General features: G+C 60.6%; 18 protein-coding genes. 14 read left to right on the top strand and 4 right to left on the bottom strand.

The window, feature by feature from the left end; all coding sequences use genetic code 11:
* Positions 1 to 31 precede the first annotated feature (31 nt).
* The 12 genes from nuoH to BW967_RS13325 are packed head-to-tail and all read left to right on the top strand — an operon-like array spanning position 32 to position 11,594.
* Positions 32 to 1,069, top strand: coding sequence for an NADH-quinone oxidoreductase subunit NuoH (gene nuoH, locus BW967_RS13380; RefSeq protein WP_076485600.1), 1,038 nt, complete (start codon positions 32 to 34; stop codon positions 1,067 to 1,069).
* 1 nt (position 1,070) lies between these two features.
* A complete protein-coding gene (locus tag BW967_RS13375; RefSeq protein ID WP_076485599.1) occupies positions 1,071 to 1,334 on the top strand; it encodes a hypothetical protein in 264 nt (87 codons plus the stop codon).
* Complete coding sequence (gene nuoI / locus BW967_RS13370; RefSeq protein WP_076485598.1) at positions 1,334 to 1,825, top strand: NADH-quinone oxidoreductase subunit NuoI; 492 nt, start codon at positions 1,334 to 1,336, stop codon at positions 1,823 to 1,825. The genes BW967_RS13375 and nuoI overlap by 1 nt, the downstream gene beginning before the upstream one ends.
* The gene (locus tag BW967_RS13365) at positions 1,822 to 2,232 is read left to right on the top strand and encodes a carboxymuconolactone decarboxylase family protein (RefSeq protein ID WP_076485597.1); all 411 of its coding nucleotides are present in this window, start codon (positions 1,822 to 1,824) and stop codon (positions 2,230 to 2,232) included. The genes nuoI and BW967_RS13365 overlap by 4 nt, the downstream gene beginning before the upstream one ends.
* Positions 2,229 to 2,837, top strand: a complete 609-nt coding sequence (locus BW967_RS13360) for an NADH-quinone oxidoreductase subunit J (protein WP_076485596.1) — start codon at positions 2,229 to 2,231, stop codon at positions 2,835 to 2,837. The genes BW967_RS13365 and BW967_RS13360 overlap by 4 nt, the downstream gene beginning before the upstream one ends.
* A 43-nt stretch (positions 2,838 to 2,880) precedes the next feature.
* On the top strand, positions 2,881 to 3,189 hold the full coding sequence (gene nuoK, locus BW967_RS13355) for an NADH-quinone oxidoreductase subunit NuoK (RefSeq protein WP_076485595.1): 309 nt from the start codon (positions 2,881 to 2,883) through the stop codon (positions 3,187 to 3,189).
* 3 nt (positions 3,190 to 3,192) lie between these two features.
* Positions 3,193 to 5,403, top strand: a complete 2,211-nt coding sequence (gene nuoL, locus BW967_RS13350; RefSeq protein ID WP_076485594.1) for an NADH-quinone oxidoreductase subunit L — start codon at positions 3,193 to 3,195, stop codon at positions 5,401 to 5,403.
* Positions 5,403 to 6,935: an NADH-quinone oxidoreductase subunit M gene (locus BW967_RS13345; protein ID WP_076485593.1), complete on the top strand. Its 1,533-nt coding sequence runs from the start codon at positions 5,403 to 5,405 to the stop codon at positions 6,933 to 6,935. The genes nuoL and BW967_RS13345 overlap by 1 nt, the downstream gene beginning before the upstream one ends.
* A gap of 12 nt (positions 6,936 to 6,947) precedes the next feature.
* A complete protein-coding gene (gene nuoN, locus BW967_RS13340) occupies positions 6,948 to 8,387 on the top strand; it encodes an NADH-quinone oxidoreductase subunit NuoN (RefSeq protein ID WP_076485592.1) in 1,440 nt (479 codons plus the stop codon).
* Positions 8,377 to 9,132, top strand: coding sequence for a biotin--[acetyl-CoA-carboxylase] ligase (locus tag BW967_RS13335; RefSeq protein WP_076485591.1), 756 nt, complete (start codon positions 8,377 to 8,379; stop codon positions 9,130 to 9,132). The genes nuoN and BW967_RS13335 overlap by 11 nt, the downstream gene beginning before the upstream one ends.
* Positions 9,133 to 9,141: 9 nt before the next feature.
* Complete coding sequence (locus BW967_RS13330; protein WP_076485590.1) at positions 9,142 to 9,921, top strand: type III pantothenate kinase; 780 nt, start codon at positions 9,142 to 9,144, stop codon at positions 9,919 to 9,921.
* Between the two features lie 47 nt (positions 9,922 to 9,968).
* On the top strand, positions 9,969 to 11,594 hold the full coding sequence (locus tag BW967_RS13325) for a ribonuclease J (protein ID WP_108188582.1): 1,626 nt from the start codon (positions 9,969 to 9,971) through the stop codon (positions 11,592 to 11,594).
* 85 nt (positions 11,595 to 11,679) lie between these two features.
* On the opposite strand, the gene BW967_RS13320 is transcribed toward BW967_RS13325, so the two are convergent.
* The 4 genes from BW967_RS13320 to metZ form a co-directional block, all read right to left on the bottom strand.
* Entirely contained in the window at positions 11,680 to 14,037 is a 2,358-nt protein-coding gene (locus tag BW967_RS13320; protein WP_076485588.1) for an ATP-dependent helicase, read from the bottom strand.
* 105 nt (positions 14,038 to 14,142) lie between these two features.
* Positions 14,143 to 15,234 (bottom strand): GTP cyclohydrolase FolE2, encoded by a 1,092-nt coding sequence (gene folE2 / locus BW967_RS13315; protein WP_076485587.1) that lies wholly within the window; start codon positions 15,232 to 15,234, stop codon positions 14,143 to 14,145.
* Positions 15,235 to 15,357: 123 nt separating this feature from the next.
* The gene (locus BW967_RS13310; protein WP_108188573.1) at positions 15,358 to 16,071 is read right to left on the bottom strand and encodes a hypothetical protein; all 714 of its coding nucleotides are present in this window, start codon (positions 16,069 to 16,071) and stop codon (positions 15,358 to 15,360) included.
* A 105-nt stretch (positions 16,072 to 16,176) separates the two neighbouring features.
* Positions 16,177 to 17,352, bottom strand: coding sequence for an O-succinylhomoserine sulfhydrylase (metZ, locus tag BW967_RS13305; RefSeq protein ID WP_076485585.1), 1,176 nt, complete (start codon positions 17,350 to 17,352; stop codon positions 16,177 to 16,179).
* A gap of 156 nt (positions 17,353 to 17,508) precedes the next feature.
* On the opposite strand from metZ, the gene BW967_RS13300 reads away from it, so the two are divergent.
* Both BW967_RS13300 and BW967_RS13295 read left to right on the top strand, forming a co-directional pair.
* Positions 17,509 to 19,389: an elongation factor G gene (locus tag BW967_RS13300; protein WP_076485584.1), complete on the top strand. Its 1,881-nt coding sequence runs from the start codon at positions 17,509 to 17,511 to the stop codon at positions 19,387 to 19,389.
* A gap of 248 nt (positions 19,390 to 19,637) precedes the next feature.
* On the top strand, positions 19,638 to 21,236 hold the full coding sequence (locus tag BW967_RS13295; RefSeq protein WP_076485583.1) for an ABC transporter substrate-binding protein: 1,599 nt from the start codon (positions 19,638 to 19,640) through the stop codon (positions 21,234 to 21,236).
* The last annotated feature ends 38 nt before the right edge of the window (positions 21,237 to 21,274 follow it).

Here is a 21,274-nt window from a genome sequence, read left to right as displayed (position 1 = left end):
ACGATGAAAGCAAGACGGGCTGAGGGACAACATGGCTGAGTTTTTCGCAACACCGCTGGGCACGGCCTTGTTGATGGTCTTGCAGGGGCTGGGGATCATCGCCTTCGTGATGATTGGCCTTCTTTTCCTTGTCTGGGGCGACCGCAAGATTTGGGCCGCCGTGCAGATGCGCCGGGGGCCGAACGTGGTGGGGGCCTTTGGCCTTCTGCAATCGGTGGCCGACGCCGCGAAATATGTGTTCAAGGAAATCGTCGTGCCCGCAGGCTCGGACAAGGCGGTTTACTTCCTCGCGCCGATGCTCAGCCTGGTGCTGGCGATGGTCGCTTGGGTGGTGATCCCGTTCAACGAAGGCTGGGTGATGGCGGATATCAACGTCGCCGTGCTCTTTGTCTTCGCCGCTTCCTCGCTTGAGGTTTACGGCGTGATCATGGGCGGCTGGGCCTCGAACTCGAAATACCCGTTCTTGGGCTCGCTGCGCTCCGCCGCGCAGATGATCTCCTATGAGGTCTCGATGGGCCTGATCATCATCGGGGTGATCTTGTCCACGGGCTCGATGAACCTTTCGGCCATTGTCGAAGCGCAGCGCGGCTCGTTTGGGTTCCTGAACTGGTACTGGCTGCCGCATCTGCCGATGGTGTTCTTGTTCTTCATCTCGGCTTTGGCAGAAACCAACCGCCCGCCGTTTGACCTTCCCGAAGCGGAATCCGAACTCGTTGCGGGCTTCATGGTTGAATATTCCTCGACCCCCTATCTGCTTTTCATGGCGGGCGAATATATCGCTGTGTGGCTGATGTGCGCGCTCACCTCGATTCTGTTCTTCGGGGGCTGGCTCTCGCCCATTCCGGGCATCCCGGATGGCGCGCTGTGGATGTTCATCAAGATGGTGCTGGTGTTCTTCGCCTTCGCCATGGTGAAGGCCATCGTGCCGCGCTACCGCTACGACCAGCTGATGCGGATCGGTTGGAAAGTGTTCTTGCCGCTCTCGCTCGGCTGGGTCGTGATCGTGGCCTTCTTGGCGAAGTTTGAAGTGTTGGGTGGTCTGTGGGCCCGTTGGGCGATTGGAGGCTGATATGGAAGACAATCGCGTAACCCTGAGCCTGAAGCTCGACGACCGCGAGGTCCGGCTCGTTCCCGTGATCATCGAAGGCTACCAGCTTGAGATTGATGGCAAAAATGTAACCTCCTTTCTGTCGCATGATCCGCCGCTGATGCGGGCTGTGGCTGCGCTTGAAGCGCGTGGCGATTTCGGCGTGGGGGATTTGGAGACCGCCTCTGAACGGGGCAAATGGAAAGTGTCCGGCAACGGCCAGACCGAACCGGCGGAGAACGACTGATGGCTTTCGATTACGTTCGCGCAGCGAAATATTTCGTCCTGTGGGACTTCATCAAAGGCTTTGGGCTGGGTCTGCGGTATTTCGTTGGGCCGAAGCCGACGCTGAACTACCCGCATGAAAAGGGCCCGTTGTCTCCGCGTTTCCGCGGTGAGCACGCGCTGCGCCGCTACCCCAATGGAGAAGAGCGTTGCATTGCGTGCAAGCTGTGCGAAGCGATCTGCCCGGCGCAGGCGATCACCATCGACGCCGAGCCGCGCGATGATGGAAGCCGCCGCACCACGCGCTACGACATCGACATGACCAAATGCATCTTCTGCGGCTACTGCCAAGAAGCCTGCCCGGTCGATGCGATCGTCGAAGGTCCGAACTTTGAATATGCCACCGAGACGCGCGAAGAGCTGTTCTATACCAAGGAAAAACTCCTTGAGAACGGCGCGCGCTGGGAGGCCGAGATCGCCCGTAACATCGAATTGGATGCGCCTTACAGATGACCACGGAGTTTCAGAAGCTTCTCGCGGCGATGATGGAGCAGGGGACCGAGATGGCCCGCCTGTTCAACCCCGCGTTGGAAAGCTTCAACCCCAAGGCCTTTGAGAAGATGTTCCCGACCATGCCGGCAGACATGCTGGAAATGTGGTTTGGCAAGACCTTCAACCGCGATGGGCTGGATGCCCGGACTCGGTTGTTGGTCACGCTGGCAGGGCAGGTGACGCTGGGCGCGCAGGCAGAGGCGGCCTTGCGGCTCACCATCCGCCACGCGCTGGAGGCCGGGGCAACCGAGCGGGAGATCGCCGAGGTGATCTTTCAGATGAGCATGTTCGGCGGCGTGCCCGCCATGACCAAGGCGCTGGAACTGGCGCGCGAGGTCTTCGACGAGAAATCGGGAGAAAACACATGACGGTGTTCGTATTCGCCTTCTACCTCTTTGCCGTGGTGGCAGCGGTGGCCGGGCTCATGGTGGTTCTCTCGAAGAACCCGGTGCACTCGGTGCTCTGGCTGATTTTGACCTTCCTCACGGCGGCGGGGCTGTTCGTGCTGATGGGGGCGGAATTCGTCGCCATGCTGCTGATCATCGTCTATGTCGGCGCGGTCGCGGTGCTGTTCCTCTTTGTGGTGATGATGCTCGATGTCGATTTCGCCGCGCTGCGGGGCCAGATGGCGCGCTACGCGCCGATTGGTGGGCTGATCGCGGTCGTGATGCTCGCCGAACTCGCCACCGGCTTCATGGCCTGGCAATCGGCTGAAGGTGCGGCGGCGCTCCATGCCCTGCCGATGTCGGCTGAGGTCGAAAACAGCCGGGCGCTGGGGCTGATCCTTTACGACAAATACCTCTACCTCTTCCAAGGCGCGGGTCTGGTGCTGTTGGTGGCGATGATCGGGGCCATCTTGCTGACGCTGCGCCACCGCACCGATGTGAAACGGCAAAATGTGATTGCCCAGATGCACCGCGACCCGGCGAAGGCGCTGGAGATGATCGACGTCAAACCGGGGCAGGGGCTGTGAGACAAGAAAAAGCGAAAACGGGGTCGGGCCCGGAGGGAAAGCGATGACGATCGGACTTGAACATTACCTTGCTGTGGCGGCGATCTTGTTCGTCACCGGCATTTTCGGGATCTTCGTGAACCGCAAGAACGTGATCGTCATCCTGATGTCGATCGAACTGATGCTGCTCGCGGTGAATATCAACATGGTCGCCTTCTCCACCCATATGGGCGACCTTGTGGGACAGGTTTTCACCATGTTCGTGCTGACCGTGGCAGCGGCTGAAGCGGCCATTGGTCTGGCGATCCTCGTCGTGTTCTTCCGCAACCGCGGCTCGATCGCGGTGGACGATGTCAACGTGATGAAGGGGTAAGCCATGACGACGATCATCCTTCTGGCGCCTCTGATTGGCGCGATCATCGGCGGCTTCGGCTGGCGTTACATTGGCGAGAAGGGCGCGATGGTGCTGACCACCGGCCTTCTGTTCCTGTCCTTCCTGCTGAGCTGGATTGTGTTCCTGACGCTTGATGGCGACACGCAGCACATCCACCTTCTGAACTGGATCCAGTCGGGCACGCTCGACACCGCTTGGTCGATCCGGCTCGACCGTCTGACCGCGATCATGCTGATTGTGGTCACCACGGTCTCGGCCTTCGTGCACCTGTATTCGTTTGGCTACATGGCGCATGACGACAACTGGACCCATGACGAAAGCTATAAGGCGCGCTTCTTCGCCTATCTTTCGTTCTTCACCTTCGCCATGCTGATGCTGGTCACCGCCGATAACCTCGTGCAGATGTTCTTTGGTTGGGAAGGCGTAGGCGTTGCCTCTTATTTGCTGATCGGCTTCTACTACAAGAAACCCTCGGCCAACGCGGCGGCGATCAAAGCTTTCGTGGTCAACCGGGTTGGTGACTTTGGCTTCTCGCTCGGCATCTTCGCGCTCTTTTTCTTGGCGGGCTCGATCAAGATGGACGACGTCTTCGCCTATGCGCCGACGCTCGCCGATACCCAGCTTCATTTCCTGTGGACCGAGTGGAACGCGGCCAACCTGATTGCGGTGCTGTTGTTCATCGGCGCGATGGGTAAATCGGCGCAGCTTTTCTTGCACACTTGGCTTCCCGACGCGATGGAAGGCCCGACGCCGGTTTCCGCCCTCATCCACGCCGCCACCATGGTGACCGCGGGTGTGTTCTTGGTCTGCCGGATGTCGCCGCTCTTTGAATATGCGCCCGAAGCGAAGATGTTCGTGGTCTATATTGGTGCTGCGACGGCGTTCTTTGCCGCCACCGTGGGCCTTGTGCAAAACGACATCAAGCGCGTGATCGCCTATTCGACCTGTTCGCAGCTGGGCTATATGTTCGTGGCCGCGGGCGTGGGCGTTTACTCTGCGGCGATGTTCCACCTGCTGACGCACGCCTTCTTCAAAGCGATGCTCTTCCTTGGCGCGGGCTCGGTGATCCATGCGATGCACCACGAGCAAGACATGCGCAACTATGGCGCGCTGCGGAAGAAAATCCCCTTCACCTTCTGGATCATGATGATCGGCACCTTCGCCATCACCGGCGTGGGTATCCCCTTCGTGACGCTGTTTGGCATTCCGGTCGGCTTTGCGGGCTATCTGTCGAAAGATGCGATCATCGAAAGCGCTTTTGCCTCGGGCAGCGGTTTTGCCTTCTGGTCGCTGGTGATCGCGGCGGGTATGACCTCGTTCTACTCGTGGCGCCTGATCTTCATGACCTTCTTTGGCAAGGAACGTGGCGATCATCATGCGCATGACCACGCGCATGAAAGCCCGCGCGTGATGCTGATCCCGCTTGGTGCGCTTGCGGTTGGCGCGGTGCTTTCGGGCATGGTGTTCTACCCCTCGTTCTTTGGCGATCGGGTGAACAGCTTCTTCAACATGCCGGAAACGGCGGCGGCGCATGGCACCGAACACGGGACCGAGCACGCCACCGACGCGGTGGAACATGCGGCGGTGGAGCCCACCGAGGCGATGGAAAACCACGAAGCCGCGATGGCAGGCACCATGGCCGAGGAAGGTCATGAAGCGGATGCCGCGCGGATTGCAGAAGCCGATCATGGCGCGGTGGAAAACACCGAAGCTGGGCATGAAGCGGTTGTTGCCGTCGCCCCGCAAGGCGCGATCTTCATGGCGGAAACCAACCACGTTCTGCATGAAGCCCACCTTGTGCCGGCTTGGGTGAAAATCTCGCCCTTCATCGCGATGATCACCGGCTTTGTGCTGGCCTGGGTCTACTACATCGCCGTGCCGCGTCTGCCGGCCATGACCGCGAATGCGATGCCTTGGGCGCATCGGTTCTTGCTCAACAAATGGTACTTCGACGAGCTTTACGACATGATCTTCGTGAACCCCGCCAAGGCGCTTGGCCGGATGCTGTGGAAGGGCGGTGACGGTGCCGTCATCGACGGGGCGATCAATGGCCTTGCTTTGGGCTGGATCCCCTTCTTCACCCGTGTCGCTGCACGCCTGCAATCGGGCTATCTCTTCCACTACGCCTTCGCCATGGTGATTGGCATCGTCGGCCTCATGTTCTGGGTCATGCAGGTCGGGGGGACGAACTGATGAACAACCTCCTTTCCATCATCACCTTCATGCCGCTGGCGGCGGCTGCGATCCTTGCGGTCGTCTCGCGCTCGGGCACGGAGGCGGCGGACCGCAATGCCAAATGGCTGGCGCTCACCGCCACCACGGTGACCTTTCTGGTGTCGCTCTTCTTGCTGGCGGGCTTTGACCGCCACGATACGGCGATGCAATTCGTGGAAGACCGCGAATGGATCATGGGTCTGCGCTACAAATTGGGCGTCGATGGGATCTCGATCCTGTTTGTGCTGCTGACCACCTTCTTGATGCCGATCACCATTGCCAGCGCTTGGCATGTGAAAAGCCGCGTCAAGGAATACATGATCGCCTTCTTGGTGCTTGAAACGCTGATGATCGGCGTCTTCGTGGCGCTCGATCTTGTGCTCTTTTACCTGTTCTTTGAAGCGGGCCTCATTCCGATGTTCCTGATCATCGGCATCTGGGGCGGCAAAGATCGCATCTATGCCAGCTTTAAGTTCTTCCTCTACACCTTCCTTGGCTCGGTGCTGATGCTGGTGGCGATGGTTGCGATGTATATGATGGCGGGCACCACCGACATCGTGCAGTTGATGGTATTTGACTTCCCGCACCAAGACCTGCCCTATCTACGCTATGTGCTGCCGGGCGGGGTGCAAACGCTGCTGTTCCTTGCGTTCTTCGCCTCTTTCGCGGTGAAAATGCCGATGTGGCCGGTGCACACTTGGTTGCCCGATGCCCACGTGCAGGCCCCCACCGCAGGTTCGGTCGTGCTGGCGGCGGTGCTGTTGAAAATGGGCGGTTACGGTTTCCTGCGCTTCAGCTTGCCGATGTTCCCGGTGGGCTCGGAAGCGATGACGGGCTTTGTCTTCACGCTTTCGGCCATTGCGATCGTTTACACCTCGCTGGTGGCGCTGGCGCAGGCCGATATGAAGAAGCTGATCGCTTATTCCTCGGTCGCGCACATGGGCTATGTGACGATGGGGATTTTTGCCGCGAACCAACAAGGGATCGATGGCGCGATCTTCCAGATGCTGAGCCACGGCTTCATCTCGGGCGCGCTCTTCCTTTGCGTTGGCGTCATTTATGACCGGATGCACACCCGCGAGATCGAGGCCTACGGCGGCCTTGTGAACCGGATGCCCGCTTACGCGCTGATCTTCATGTTCTTCACCATGGCGAACGTCGGCCTTCCGGGTACCTCGGGCTTCATTGGCGAGTTCTTGACCTTGGTCGGTATCTTCCAAGTCAACACTTGGGTGGCGGCTGTGGCGACCTCGGGCGTGATCTTGTCGGCGGCCTATGCGCTTTGGCTTTACCGCCGCGTTGTCTTTGGCGAGTTGGTCAAAGAAAGCCTGAAAACGATCACAGATATGACCACCCGTGAAAAAGCGATCTTCGCGCCGCTTGTCGCCATGACGCTGATCTTGGGCATCTATCCGAGCCTTGTGACCGGGCTGATCGGGCCTTCGGTGAAAAGCCTTGTGACCACCTATCATGCCGACATCGCCGCTGCGGCGATGGTTGCGGGCAACTGAGGAGAAACACCGATGACGTCTTCTGATTTCTCCATTGTTTTGCCCGAGTTCCTGCTTGCGGCCTTTGCAATGGCCGCGCTGCTCGGCGGGGTTTGGACGGGCAAAGACAAGGTCGCCAAGCCGATCTTGTGGCTCTCCACCGCGGTCATGCTGATCTTGGGCCTGACCATCGCCGTCGCGGGCGGCGGGGCGGACAACGCCTTTGATGGGCTGTTCATCTCCGATGGCTTCGCGCGCTTTGCCAAGGTGATCATTCTGGTTTCGGCGGCTGCCGTCTTGGCGATGAGCGCCGATTACCTCGACCGTCGCGGCTTGCTGCGGTTTGAGTTCCCGGTGCTGATCGTGCTTGCGGTCACCGGCATGATGATGATGGTTTCGGCCAATGATCTGATGTCGCTTTACATCGGGCTCGAGCTGCAATCGCTCGCGCTTTATGTGGTCGCCGCGCTGCGCCGCGACTCCGCGCGCTCCTCGGAAGCGGGTCTGAAGTATTTCGTGCTCGGCTCGCTCTCCTCGGGTCTGCTGCTCTACGGGGCATCGCTCGTCTACGGCTTCGCGGGTACGACCTCGTTTGCGGGCATCATCACCGTGGTGGAACAAGGGCATCTGCCGATTGGCCTGCTGTTCGGTCTGGTGTTCTTGCTGGCCGGTCTTGCCTTCAAAGTCTCTGCCGTGCCGTTCCATATGTGGACGCCCGATGTTTACGAAGGCTCGCCCACCCCGGTGACCGCTTTCTTTGCCACCGCGCCGAAACTGGCCGCGATGGCGCTGATTGCGCGGGTTGTGCATGACGCCTTTGGCCAAGTGCCGGGCGAATGGGGCCAAGTGCTGGCCGCGCTCGCGCTCGCCTCGATGTATCTGGGCTCGATTGCCGGTATTGGGCAAACCAACATCAAGCGCCTGATGGCCTATTCCTCCATCGCGCATATGGGCTTTGCGCTCATGGGCTTGATGGCGGGCACTGTGGCGGGTGTGGAAGCGATGCTGCTTTACATGACGATTTACATCGTGATGAACATCGGCACCTTTGCTTTCATCTTGTCGATGGAGCGCGATGGCGCCCCGGTGACCGATATTGCCGCGCTCAACCTGCTGTCCAAATCTGAACCGCTCAAAGCGGCGGCGCTGATGGTGCTGATGTTCAGCTTGGCCGGTGTGCCGCCGATGCTGGGCTTCTGGGCCAAGTTTTCGGTGCTGAAAGCGGCTGTGGATGCGGGCTTTGTTTGGGTGGCCGTGGGCGCGGTGATCGCCTCGGTGATCGGTGCCTTCTACTACCTGCGCATCGTCTACTACATGTATTTCGGCACCGAGACCGATCCGCTCGACCGCCGCATGCCGTTCGTGCAACTGGCAATGCTGGTTTGTGCGGCGCTGATCATGGTGGTGGGCTCGATCTCGATGTTCGGGCTTGAGGGTGCGGCCACGGCGGCGGCAGTGTCTCTTGTCAACTGAGCCTGATTGGCCCGAGGGGGTGGCGCGCCACGTCCTTGGGCAAACCGACAGCACAATGTCTGAAGCTTCCCGACTGGCTCCGCATCTTGCGGGGCCAGCTTGGGTTTTTGCGCATCGCCAAACGGCGGGCCGGGGGCGGCGTGGGCGCGATTGGCTCGCGCCAGAGGGCAATTTTGCCGCCACTTGCGTGTTTCGCCCGGCTGTGAGCCCCCCCATTGCCGCGCTCTATTCCTTTGTCGCGGCGCTGGCGCTTTATGACGCGCTGGCCGAGGTCGCGCCGGGGGCGGATTTGGCGATCAAATGGCCCAATGATGTGCTTCTGAGCGGCGCGAAGGTCGCGGGGATCTTGCTCGAAAGCGTCTCCTCTGGGGCTTCGGTCAGCCATTTGGCGATTGGCATTGGCGTGAACCTTGCCGCCGCGCCACCTGTGGAAGCATTGGAAGAGGGGGCGCTTCGCCCCGTCTCGCTGCGCGGTGAAACTGGGCAGGTGATCGCGCCGCTCGATTTCCTCTTCCCGCTTGCGCGCGCTTTTGCGTGCCATGCCGCGACCTTTGAACGCGACGGATTTGCCCCCATTCGGGCTGCATGGCTTGCCCGCGCCGCGCGGATCGGGCAAAGGGTGACCGCCCGCACCGGAACCGAAACCCGCACGGGCCTATTTGAAACGATCGACGAGACCGGCGCGCTGATCTTGAACACCGGAGAGACGCGCCTGCCGATCGCGGCGGCGGATATCTTCTTTTAAGGGGGCGACATGCTTCTGTGCATCGACTGCGGCAACACCAATACGGTCTTTTCCGTCTGGGACGGGGCCGCGTTTCGCGCCACATGGCGGATTGCCACCGATGCGCGGCGCACGGCGGATGAATATTTCGTCTGGCTCTCCACGCTGATGGGCCTCAAGGGACTGACCATCGACGCGATCCATGAGGCGATCATTTCCTCCACCGCGCCGCGCGTCGTGTTCAATTTGCGGGTGCTGTGCAACCGCTATTTTGACTGCCGCCCGCTCGTCGTGGGCAAGCCCGATTGCGAATTGCCCGTGGCCCCGCGCGTGGATGTGGGCACGACCGTTGGGCCGGACCGCTTGGTCAACACCGTTGCGGGCTATGACCGCCACGGCGGTGATTTGATCGTGGTGGATTTTGGCACCGCGACCACCTTTGACGTGGTCGCCCCCGATGGCGCCTATATCGGCGGGGTGATTGCGCCGGGTGTCGCGCTCAGCCTTGAGGCGCTGCATATGTCGGCAGCAGCGCTGCCGCATGTCGATGTAACCAAACCGCAAGGTGTCATTGGCACGAATACGGTGGCCTGTATACAATCGGGGGTGTATTGGGGCTATATCGGCCTTGTCGAAGGCATCGTGCGGCAAATTCGGATGGAACGAGACCGCCCGATGAAGGTGATTGCAACGGGTGGGCTTGCCTCGCTCTTCGATCTGGGGTTCGATCTATTCGATAAGGTCGAAGACGACCTGACCATGCATGGGCTGCGTCTGATCTTCGATTATAACAAGGGGCTTGAGGCGTGAGCGACAGACTGATCTATCTTCCCTTGGGGGGTGCCGGCGAAATCGGCATGAACACCTATGTCTACGGCTATGGGCCGGAAGGGAAGGAGCGGCTGATCGTCGTCGATCTGGGGGTGACCTTCCCGGATATGGAAAGTTCGCCCGGTGTGGACCTTATTATGGCCGATGCGGCTTGGCTTGAGGCCAATGTGAACCGCATCGACGCGATTTTCCTCACCCACGGCCATGAAGACCACATCGGCGCAATGGCCCATCTGTGGCCGAAGCTGAAAGCGCCGGTTTACGCGCGCCGCTTCACCGCGCATCTGGTGCAGTTGAAGATGGAAGAGGCGGGGCTGCCTTCGGATATGATCCGCATCGTCGAGCCGCGCCCGAAAGCGGTGGAAATCGGCCCGTTCACGGTGCAATTCGTCCCCGTCAGCCACTCGATCCCGGAAAGCTCGGCTTTGGTGATTGATACGCCCGCGGGCCGCGTTGTGCATACGGGCGATTTCAAGCTTGATGGCAACCCGGTGGTGGGCGAGGCGTTTGACCCGCTTGAGTGGCACGAGATCGCGCATGAAGGCGCGGGGATCAAAGCGCTGATCTGCGATTCCACAAACGTCTTCACGCAAACGGCGGGGCGCTCTGAATCCACGCTGGTCTCGCCGCTGAAAGATCTAATTTCGGAGCAAAAAGGGATGGTGGTCGCCACCACCTTCGCTTCCAACGTCGCACGTCTGAAAACGCTGGCCGAGGCCGGGCGTGAGGCAGGGCGTTCGGTGTGCCTCTTGGGCCGCGCGATGCGCAAAATGGTGCATGTGGCCGAAGAGACCGGGGTTTTGAAAAACTTCCCCAATGTGCTTAGCCCTGAAGATGCGGTTGAGGTTGGCCGGGACAATCTGATGCTGATCGTCACCGGCAGCCAAGGCGAGCGCCGCGCCGCGACCGCGCAGCTTAGCCGTGGCAAATATCTGGGCTTTGAGATGAAGGACGGGGATACGTTCCTGTTTTCATCGAAAACCATTCCGGGCAATGAACGCTCGGTCATTCGCATCATGAACGCGCTTTCAGAAATGGGCGTGGATGTGGTGGATGACAAAGGCGGGCTCTATCACGTTTCGGGCCACGCGAACCGCCCCGATCTTGAGGCGGTGCACGACCTTCTGCGCCCGCAAATGCTGATCCCGATGCATGGCGAACACCGCCATCTGCGCGAACATGCGAAGATTGCTGCCGCCAAGGGCATTGCCACCGAAGTGGCGACCAATGGCACGATGATCGACCTCACCGGCGTGGTGCCGAAAGTGGTCGAATACATCGAAACCGGGCGACATTATCTCGATGGCACGGTGCTGATTGGCGCGCTGGATGGCGTGGTGCGTGAGCGGATCCGCATGGCGCTGAACGGCCATGTGCTGATCACCGTAATCATCGACGAAGATGATGTGCCGCTGGGCGATGCTTGGGTCGAGGTGATGGGCCTGCCCGAGCGTGGCAAATCGGGCGGCGATATGGTGCGGATCGTTGAAGACGAGCTTTCCGCCTTCCTCGAAAGCGCGCCCGATAAGGTCGTGCGCAACGATGACAAGCTTGATGAAGCGCTGCGCCGCATCGCGCGGCAGGTGGCGATGGAAGAAGTGGGCAAAAAGCCCGAGGTCACCGTGGTCGTCAGCCGCTTGATGGCGGAATAAGGAGCGCCCCGTTGGGGACCCAAACGCCTAGAAGATTTGCACTCAGTCGAAGGGGCCCGCGATGGGCCCCTTTATCGTTTGCGGCTTAAAACGGCACGTCATCCGCCGCATTGGCGGGTTTCAAAAAGCCCGCTTTGACGTGCTTAGAGCCCGCCTTTTCAAATTCGACCATCGCCGTATCGCCCTCAAGGTCGATCACTTCGCCATAGCCGAATTTGACATGAAACACCCGGTCGCCCACGCCAAAGGCGACAGAATCCACCGTGGTGACGGTGCGCGCCTTGGGTTTGGGGGCGCCTGTGGCGCGGCTTTCCATCCGCTTCCAGCCCGGCGAATTGTAAACATCGGCCCGCGCGGCGCGGTTTTCTAGGCTGCCAAAACCGGTGACCGGTGCCGCCGCCCCCGCGCCGCCACCGTAAAGGCCGGGGGGGGTGAGCACTTCCACATGGCGCGCGGGCAATTCATCAATGAAACGCGAGGGGAGTTGGCTTTGCCATTGCCCATAGACGCGGCGGTTGCCGGCAAAAGAAATGGTGCAAATTTCCTCCGCGCGGGTGATGCCGACATAGGCGAGCCGCCGCTCTTCCTCCAAGGCACGTTGGCCGCTTTCATCCAACGCACGCTGGCTCGGAAACAGCCCCTCTTCCCAGCCGGGCAGGAAGACGGCAGGAAACTCCAAACCCTTGGCGGCATGAAGCGTCATGATCGAGACTTTGTCTTCCGATTCAGACTTATCATTGTCCATGATCAGCGCGACATGTTCGAGAAACCCTTGCAGGTTTTCAAACTGTTCGAGCGCTTTGACCAGTTCCTTGAGGTTTTCCAGTCGTCCGGGTGCTTCGGGCGTTTTGTCGTTGAGCCACATCTCGGTGTAGCCCGATTCCTCCAAGATCGTCTCGGCGAGCCGCACATGATCGGCGTCTTCCAGCACCGCCGCATGCCAGCGCCCGACGCCTTCAATGAAGTTGCGCAAGCCGCCCGCCGCTTTGCCGCCAAGCGCGCCCTGCTGCAAGACCGCCTTCGCCCCCATCACAAGGCCCGATTGCGCCGCGCGCGCCTCGGTCTGGATTTTCGCCTGCGCCTTGTCGCCCAAACCGCGCTTGGGCACATTCACCACCCGCTCAAAGGCAAGATCGTCGTCGGGCGAAACGGCGAGCCGGAAATAGGCCATCGCATCGCGAATTTCTTGGCGCTCATAAAAGCGCGGGCCGCCGATCACGCGATAGGGCAGACCGATGGTCAAAAAACGGTCTTCAAAGGCGCGCATCTGATGGCTGGCGCGCACCAAAATCGCTTGGCCGTTGAGCGGCACCGGGTCATGGCCGCGGGTGCCACGCGAGAGCGCCTCGATTTCTTCGCCGATCCAGCGCGCCTCTTCCTCGCCATCCCAATGGCCAATCAGCCGGACCTTTTCACCGCCCTGTTCCTCGGTCCAGAGCTCCTTGCCCAAACGGTCGCTATTGGCGGCAATCAGCCCCGAGGCGGCGGCCAGAATATGTTCGGTGGAGCGGTAGTTTTGTTCCAGCCGCACCACGACCGCGCCCGGAAAATCCTTTTCAAACCGCAAGATATTGCCCACTTCGGCACCGCGCCAGCCGTAGATCGACTGGTCGTCATCGCCCACACAGCAGACATTGCGGTGCCCCTGCGCCAAAAGCCGCAACCACAAATACTGCGCGGTATTGGTGTCTTGGTATTCGTCAACAAGGATGTATTTGAACCAGCGCTGATATTGCGCAAGCAGATCTTCGTGACGCTGGAAGATCGTCACCATATGCAGCAGCAAATCACCAAAATCGACCGCGTTGAGCGTTTTGAGGCGCTCTTGATAGGCGGCATAGAGTTCGCTGCCACGGTTATTGAAATGCGCCGTCTCCGCGCCGCGCACCCGCTCAGGCGTCAGCGCGCGGTTCTTCCAGCTGTCGATCAGATTGGCCAATTGCCGCGCGGGCCAGCGCTTTTCATCCATATTGGCGGCGATGATCAGCTGCTTCAGCAGGCGGATTTGGTCATCGGTGTCCAAAATGGTGAAGTTCGACTTCAGCCCGACAAGCTCGGCATGGCGGCGCAACAGCTTCACGCAAACCGCGTGGAAGGTGCCGAGCCACGGCATCCCCTCAAGCGTTTGCCCGAGCAGGCGCCCGACACGCTCTTTCATCTCGCGCGCAGCCTTGTTGGTGAAGGTCACAGCCAGAATTTCATTGGGGCGCGCGCGCCCTGAATGGATCAGATGCGCGATCCGCGTGGTGAGCGCCTTGGTTTTGCCAGTGCCCGCACCGGCAAGCATCAGCACCGGGCCATCCATCGCCTCAACCGCGCGGCGCTGTTCGGGGTTTAGCCCGTCAAGATAGTCGGGCACACCCATCGCTGCGCGCGCGCCCATCATGGCGCGCTGCGAGAGGCTCAGGTCGCTGAAATCGTCGTCATCATCCAGAATGCTCATGCCTGCACTTTATCTTGCGGCACGGCCGAGGGAAAGACCCATGTTCTAGCTCTGTTCTTGTTTTTGCCGGGGCAAAAGGAGGGGGCTGTGCGCCCCCAGACCCCGTTAGCCGCGATGAATGAGCGTGCCGAAAAGCTGCGGATCAAGGCTCGTTTGCGCGAAGGTCGGGCCTTCGGTCAACAGCGCCACCGCATCATGGCTGTGCAGGCTTTCTTGGTGGCTCGCAATCACGCGGAAATCGCCCACGCGCGGTTCCGCCATCAGCCCCGCCGCAAAAGCGCGCACGGCATCTTCCACGAAGATCGGGTTCGCGGCATTCAGTTCCGCAAAGGCTTGCTCGTCTTCGCGCTTCACCATCACCTGCGTTTCCGTCGGCACATTGGCGCGGGCCAAATCGATCAGGTCTTCAAACCAGAGCGTTTTGCCCGGCTCAATCACCGCCGAAATCCGCGCGACCGAGCGTTGAGAATGCGGCGTCGCCAAACGGCCCCGGCGGATGCGCGCATCTTCGGAAAGTTCGAGCGAGCAGGGGCAGGTCGAGGAATAGACGAAATCGAGATGCACGATCTTGGTGCGCACGCCCGCCTGTTCAACAAGCTCCAGCGCGATATCGTAATATTGCCAGCCGGTGAGGCCGGAACGCAGGCTATCCACTTGCAACGGCAGCGAAAACCGCATCATCAGACGCGCGTCAAAGCTTTCAAGGTTTTCAACATAATCATCAAGCGCGGCGGCCATTACCTCAAACGAGAACTCGCATTCCGCATGGGTGTAGAAGCTGCGCAGGATGCGGCTCATGTTGATGCCTTTTTTCTCCGCCTCAAGGCTCACTGAGCCGGTGACCGAGGTTTCCAGCACCACTTCACCACCGTCGCGCAGCCGATATTTGATCGGCAGTCGGAAGTTGGAAATGCCCACATGTTCAATGCGGGTCTTCGCGCCGACGATCAGCGAAGAGGGCCCATTTTGCAGATCGGGCATCGCGGCCTTATAGGCGGCGTCGGGGCGGAATTCGGCATCATAGCTGCGCGCGAGTTCGGGGTAGCTTTCCGGCGCGCCGGGCAACAGCCGCGCAATGGCCGGATCAAGTGCCGTGACCTCTGCCGGATGGGCCTCGGCAGCCCAGAGGCGCAGTACCTCCAGCGCGGCTTTCGCCTCGTCGGTGTCGGGGGTTCCGATGCGTCCCTGAATATTCATGGCCTCTCCCTTTCGCCTCTTGGCGCATGGTTTCGATATGGGAGTGAGACGGGGAAAGTCCAAGGGAAGTTGCACCCGAAACGACATTATTGCCCGAATTTGCGGCGGGGCAGGTGTAAGGCCTTAATTTTTCAAATCACTGGCGGCATTGGAGAGGCTGACCTGTGCCTCAAGGCAATTTGCCAAAAGATCCGTGTAGCGCTTGAGCGCATTGATATCGAACGCCCCCGCGTCGCGCCCTTTGGTGTTCTCGGCGCGCGAGGGGCTGAGGTCGATTGCATCGGTCATGGCGGTGACAAGGGCTTTGTAATCGGCTACCTCGCGCACCAACCCCTCGCGGCTGGTGATCATCACCTCTTGCACCGCACCAAAGGTAAAAGCGCGGGCGGCGCGGATTGTGGTGGGATCTTCGCTGCTCAAAAGCGGCACGCCCACTTGCGCGACCGTCGCCACGCAATTGAGCCGTTTCGCCCCGGTGTAAATGCCCTGAATCGCGGTTTTGGGCACCGTGCGCTTGGCGCCTTGCTGGAGCGTGGCCCCGGTGATGGCGCGCCGCGCCACAACCGTATCGCTTGCCGTGCCAATCGCCCCATCCACGGCAGAGGCCGCCGCCAAAAACACCCCGAACGAGGCGATGTCTTGCGCGGTGGTGGTGCGGCGCGCGGCGCTCACATAGGCGCTGGACATGCGGCGCGCGAAATCGGCTTGGGCGGAAAGCGTGCTGGTGGCGGTGATTTGGCCGGTGGCCACCACGCTGGCCTCGCTTTCATCCAGATAGCGATCGGCGCAAGCAGAAACGGCCAAAAGGCCCGCAAGGGCCAGAAAGATCGGTTTCATGATGTCCTCCCCGGCGGGGTCCGCCACCTTCAGGAAAGGCAGGGGGCCGGATTCGGGCAAGGAAAAAGGCCCTTGCCCGGTTTGGGGGTGACATCGCGCCGCAGCTTAAGCGGCGTCGAGTGCAGTCTTGATATCGGCCAAAAGGTCGGCGGTATCTTCGATGCCGAAGGAAACCCGCACCAGCCCCGGCGTGATGCCGATCGTGGCGCGTTCTTCTTCCGAAAGGTTCTTGTGCGTGGTCGTGGCCGGGTGGGTGGCGATCGACTTCGCGTCGCCCAAGTTGTTGGAGATGCTCACAATCTCAAGCGCGTTGAGGAAGCGGAAGGCCGCCTCTTTGCCGCCAGCCAGATCCAGCGCCAGCATCGTGCCGCCCGCGCCCATTTGCGCCATCGCCAGCGTGTGTTGCGGGTGGCTCGGCAGCCCCGGATAGACGCAGCGCGTAAGGCTCGCATGCCCCTCCACTGCTTCAGCCACGGCGGCGGCACTGGCGGCCTGTGCACGCACGCGCAGATCGAGCGTTTGCAGTCCCGACAGCAGCACCCACGCATGGAACGGGCTCATCGCGCCGCCAGTGTGTTTGACATAAGTCTCCAGCGGGCCACGAATAAACTCTTTCGTGCCGCAGACCACACCGCCGAGCACGCGCCCGCCGCCATCAATATGCTTGGTGGCCGAATACACCACCACATCGGCGCCCAGCTCCACCGCGCGCGAATAGATCGGCGAGGCAAAGGCATTGTCGATCACCACAAGCGCGCCAACGGCATGGGCAATCTCGGCCACGCCCTTGATGTCGATCACCTCAAGGCCGGGGTTCGACACGCTTTCAAAGAAACAAATCTTGGTGTTTTCGCGCACGGCGGCGCGCCAGTTTTCCAGATCGGCCCCGTCAATGATCGTCACATCCACGCCAAAGCCAGCCAGAACTTTGAGTACATGCAGGCAGGAGCCAAACATCTGCCGCGCGCCCACGACATGGTCGCCCGATTTGAGCGTGCACATCAGCGCGCCATTGATCGCCGCCATGCCAGAGGCACAGGCAAAGGCGTCTTCGGTGCCCTCAATCGCGGCCATGCGGTCTTCAAACATCCGCGTGGTCGGGTTGCCGTAACGGGCATAGATGAATTCGTCATCGGTCGAAGAAATGAACCGCGCTTCTGCGGCCTCTGCCGAGGGGTAGATGAAGCCTTGGGTCAGGAACATCGCCTCGGCCATCTCGCCATACTGGCTGCGGCGAATGCCCTCATGCACCAGTTTCGTGCGGATTTTACGGTCGGCCATGTCTTTCTCCTGCGCTCCTGCGGCGGTCTGTCACGCAGTGCCCGATACGCTCCAGTTTGGCATGGGTCAAGGTGGGGGGGGATTCGGCGCGCTAAGAATAGAGCGAAGCGCCCCGCAATTTGGCGCGGCGCGGATCCAGTCGAGGAGGATTCCCAAATGAAAGTCGTCTCCATCGTAGGCCCATCTCAGGCCGGCAAATCGACGCTGGCCGATGCCCTGGCGACCCTGGAAGGCGGGAAGCCGCGCAAGCACACCCTTTTCGGCGATGCCGCCGTGACCAAGTTTAGCTTCATGGAGGAAGACTGGGCGATTTTGGATGCGCCCGGCGGTGCGGATCATCTGCCGCAATTGGCGCCGATGCTGGCCGCATCTGATGCGGTGGTGCTGTGTGTGCCCGCCGATGCCGAAGCGGCGGTGCTGGTGGCCCCCTATCTGCGGCTGGTGGAAGAGGCGGATCTACCGACCTTCATTTTCATCAACAAAATCGACACCGCGCAGGATCGCACCAGCGAGATTGTGGCGGCGTTGCAGAATTTCTGCCCGCATGGGATCGTGCTGCGGCAAATCCCGATCCGCGAAAACGGGCAGGTGATTGGCGCGGTTGATCTGATTTCCGAGCGCGCTTGGGAGTATCATGATCATGCGCGTTCCTCGCTGATGGAACTGCCTGCCTCGGTCAAAGACCGCGAGGAAGAGGCGCGGACCGAGCTGTTGGAACACCTTGCCGATTTTGATGAAGTGCTGCTGACGGAACTGATCGAAGATCAGGCCCCCATGACCGATGAGGTCTATGACGTTTCGACCAAGGTCTTGCAGCACCACGATCTTTTGCCCGCGCTTTTGGGCTCGGCCAGCCACGGCAATGGCATGATGCGGCTGATGAAAAGCCTGCGCCACGAAGTGCCGGGCGTCGACGAAACCGCCGCAAGGGTGGGGGCTTTGGCTGTTGGCGCTTTGGCTGATAACGTCAAACACCTTGGCAAAACCGTGCTGGTGCGGGCTTTGAGCGAAGGCGTGGCACCGGGGGCGAAGCTTGCGGGGGCGAATATCGGCTCGATCACCGATATTGATGCCAAAACGCAACTTAGCGCTTTGGCGCCCGGTGAAATTGGCCTCACCGTGAAGACCGATCACCTGTCTTTGGCCGCGCCGCTTTACACTGCCGAGGGCAGCCTTGAGAGCCTGCCGTGGATGGCCTGCCATGCCGCGAACCATGCGCTGCTAATCGAGCCCGAAAATGAGCGCGATGAAACCCGGCTTGCCGCCGCTTTGCCGAAGCTGATGGAAATTGACCCGGGGCTTTCGGTGCAAACCGACCCGATCACCGGCAAAACGCTTTTGGGCACCCAAGGCCCGCTGCATCTGCGCCGCGTGCTCGAAAAGCTGGAGGGCGACTTTGGCATCAAGGCCGTCACCGCGCCGCAAGGCACCGCGCTTTGCGAAACCATCACCGGCACCGCGCAAAAGCAATATCGCCACCGCAAGCAATCGGGCGGGGCGGGGCAATTTGCCGATGTGGTGATTGAGGTCAAACCGCTGGGCCGGGGCGAGGGCTTCCAGTTCACCGAAACGGTGAAAGGCGGGGCCGTGCCGCGCAACTATATCCCCTCGGTCGAGGCGGGCGCGCGCGATGCGCTTACCGCCGGGCCGAAAGGGCATCCGGTGGTCGATTTGGCGGTGAACCTTTCGGATGGGAAACACCATGCGGTGGATAGCTCCGACCATGCCTTCCGCACGGCAGGCAAAATGGCCCTGCGTGAGGTGCTGACGGAACTGGGCACGGTGGTGTTGCAGCCGGTATGCAAAGTGGTGATCTCGGTGCCCTCGGTCTACTCGGGCGGGCTGTCGCCGCTGGTTTCTGGCCTCAAGGGGCAGGTGCTGGGCTTTGAAGCCGATCCGGGCGCGAAAGGCTGGGATTTGTTTGAGGCGCTGATGCCCGCCTCTTCGCTGACGGAATTGTTCCAAAGCCTTGGCGGGGCGACGCGCGGCACGGCGAGTTTCACCGCCACGCTCGACCATTACGAGGAACAATACTGAGTCAAAGCTTCGGGGGCGCAAGCATGGGCGCGCCCCCGTGTGTCGGGCGGGGCGGTTCACCTGAGCCGCCCCCTTCGGCACGTTTGCTCAAATTTTGAGCGGCCAATATATCCTATTCGAACAATATGTTGCGCGGCGCGTGCTGCGGTCGTTCGGCCTTGCGCCCATCTTTTAAACGCGTCACCTTGTCCCAAGGCATGGCGGCCACTTGGCACGGTTCATGCAAGAAACTGACAGGGAGTCCCCTTATGACCTCACCCCGTATCGTTCCCAAAGCGCTTGCCGTTGCCGCGCTGATGGCCTGCACCGCGCCCGCCGCGCTGTTTGCGGAAACTCCCGCCAACACGCTCGTTGTGGCGGATGCGATTGACGACATTGTCTCCATCGACCCGGCCGAAGCCTTTGAATTTTCGGGCACGGACCTGACCAACAACCTTTATGACACGCTGATTGAACTGGATCCGGCGCGTTCGGGAGAATTGGTACCGGGTCTGGCCGAAAGCTGGAGCGTTGCGGATGACGGGGTGACCTATACGTTCAAGATCAAAGAAGGTGTCACTTTCTCTTCGGGCAATCCGGTGACCGCACAAGTCGCGGCCGACTCGCTCAAACGCGTGGTGAAGCTGAACAAAACCCCGGCTTTCATCCTGACCCAATTTGGCCTTTCGGTTGAAAACATGGATCAAACGATCCGGGCCGAGGGGGACAGCGTGATCATCACCACCGACAAACCCTATGCGCCGAGCTTTGTGTACAACTGCTTGACCGCGGGCGTGGCCGAGATCGTCGATATGGAGACGGTGATGGCGCATGACGTCGATGGCGACATGGGCAATGCTTGGCTGCAATCCAACTCGGCGGGCACGGGGGCTTATGTGCTGCGCAGCTTCAAGCCGAATGAAGGCTATATGCTGGAAGCCCGCGAAGGCCATTGGCGGGGCGATGCGCCGATGAAATACGTGATGATGCGCCACATCCCCGAAGGCGCGACCGAGCGGCTGCTGTTGGAAAAAGGCGATATCGACGTGGGCCGCAAGCTCAGCCCGACCGATATTGCAGGCGTTGAGGGCAACCCCGAGATCACCGTGCAAAATGACGTGGGCGGGCAGATCTACTACCTCGCGCTGAACCAAAAGGTTGAAGCGCTGACCAACCCGAAAGTGCGCGAAGCGATGCGCTGGGCGGTGGATTACCAAGGCATGACCGACACGATCTTGAAAGGTCAGTGGGTCGTGCACCAAGCCTTCTTGCCGCAAGGTTTCTTGGGCGCGGTCAATGAAACGCCCTATCACCTTGATCTTGATAAGGCGAAAGAACTGCTCGCCGAGTCTGGTGTGGAATTGCCGCTGACCTTCGCGATCAATGTGCGCAACGTGCAAGAGCGGATGGATATCGCGCAATCGGTACAAAACACCTTTGGCCAGATTGGCATTGAAGTGACGCTTGATGCCGCCGATGGCAAACAGGTGCTTGGCAAATATCGCGCCCGTCAGCACGATATCACGCTGCAAACTTGGGGCCCGGATTATCCCGACCCGCATACCAATGCCTCCACCTTCGCCGAAAACCCCGATAACTCGGATGAGGCGAAAGCCACCGGCTATCTGGCATGGCGCACGGCATGGGATCCGGGTGAGTTGGGCGCGATGGCCGAAGCCGCTGTGACGGAACGCGACACCGCCAAACGCGCCGCGATCTACGAAGAGATGCAGCGCATCCACCGTGACAGCTCGGCCTTTGTGCTGATGTTCCAGCAAGCCCGCCAAAGCGCGATGCGCGCGAATGTGTCGGGCTTCTACACCGGTGGCGCGACCGATTCCGCGACCTACTGGCTCGTGACGAAGTAAGAAAAGACATTCCCGCCGCGCGGTCTTTCGCGCGGCGG

The sequence above is a fragment of the Rhodobacter aestuarii genome (genome assembly GCF_900156655.1).
Lineage (GTDB): Bacteria > Pseudomonadota > Alphaproteobacteria > Rhodobacterales > Rhodobacteraceae > Rhodobacter > Rhodobacter aestuarii.
This window is presented reverse-complemented; position numbering and strand designations above follow the sequence as displayed.

What these genes read in the sequence shown, in the direction of transcription:
- nuoH (WP_076485600.1), top strand. Translation starts at nt 32, where the DNA reads ATGGCTGAGTTTTTCGCAACACCGCTGGGCACGGCCTTGTTGATGGTC.
- BW967_RS13375 (WP_076485599.1), top strand. Translation starts at nt 1,071, where the DNA reads ATGGAAGACAATCGCGTAACCCTGAGCCTGAAGCTCGACGACCGCGAG.
- nuoI (WP_076485598.1), top strand. Translation starts at nt 1,334, where the DNA reads ATGGCTTTCGATTACGTTCGCGCAGCGAAATATTTCGTCCTGTGGGAC.
- BW967_RS13365 (WP_076485597.1), top strand. Translation starts at nt 1,822, where the DNA reads ATGACCACGGAGTTTCAGAAGCTTCTCGCGGCGATGATGGAGCAGGGG.
- BW967_RS13360 (WP_076485596.1), top strand. Translation starts at nt 2,229, where the DNA reads ATGACGGTGTTCGTATTCGCCTTCTACCTCTTTGCCGTGGTGGCAGCG.
- nuoK (WP_076485595.1), top strand. Translation starts at nt 2,881, where the DNA reads ATGACGATCGGACTTGAACATTACCTTGCTGTGGCGGCGATCTTGTTC.
- nuoL (WP_076485594.1), top strand. Translation starts at nt 3,193, where the DNA reads ATGACGACGATCATCCTTCTGGCGCCTCTGATTGGCGCGATCATCGGC.
- BW967_RS13345 (WP_076485593.1), top strand. Translation starts at nt 5,403, where the DNA reads ATGAACAACCTCCTTTCCATCATCACCTTCATGCCGCTGGCGGCGGCT.
- nuoN (WP_076485592.1), top strand. Translation starts at nt 6,948, where the DNA reads ATGACGTCTTCTGATTTCTCCATTGTTTTGCCCGAGTTCCTGCTTGCG.
- BW967_RS13330 (WP_076485590.1), top strand. Translation starts at nt 9,142, where the DNA reads ATGCTTCTGTGCATCGACTGCGGCAACACCAATACGGTCTTTTCCGTC.
- BW967_RS13325 (WP_108188582.1), top strand. Translation starts at nt 9,969, where the DNA reads ATGAACACCTATGTCTACGGCTATGGGCCGGAAGGGAAGGAGCGGCTG.
- BW967_RS13320 (WP_076485588.1), bottom strand. Translation starts at nt 14,037, where the DNA reads ATGAGCATTCTGGATGATGACGACGATTTCAGCGACCTGAGCCTCTCG.
- folE2 (WP_076485587.1), bottom strand. Translation starts at nt 15,234, where the DNA reads ATGAATATTCAGGGACGCATCGGAACCCCCGACACCGACGAGGCGAAA.
- BW967_RS13310 (WP_108188573.1), bottom strand. Translation starts at nt 16,071, where the DNA reads ATGAAACCGATCTTTCTGGCCCTTGCGGGCCTTTTGGCCGTTTCTGCT.
- metZ (WP_076485585.1), bottom strand. Translation starts at nt 17,352, where the DNA reads ATGGCCGACCGTAAAATCCGCACGAAACTGGTGCATGAGGGCATTCGC.
- BW967_RS13300 (WP_076485584.1), top strand. Translation starts at nt 17,509, where the DNA reads ATGAAAGTCGTCTCCATCGTAGGCCCATCTCAGGCCGGCAAATCGACG.
- BW967_RS13295 (WP_076485583.1), top strand. Translation starts at nt 19,638, where the DNA reads ATGACCTCACCCCGTATCGTTCCCAAAGCGCTTGCCGTTGCCGCGCTG.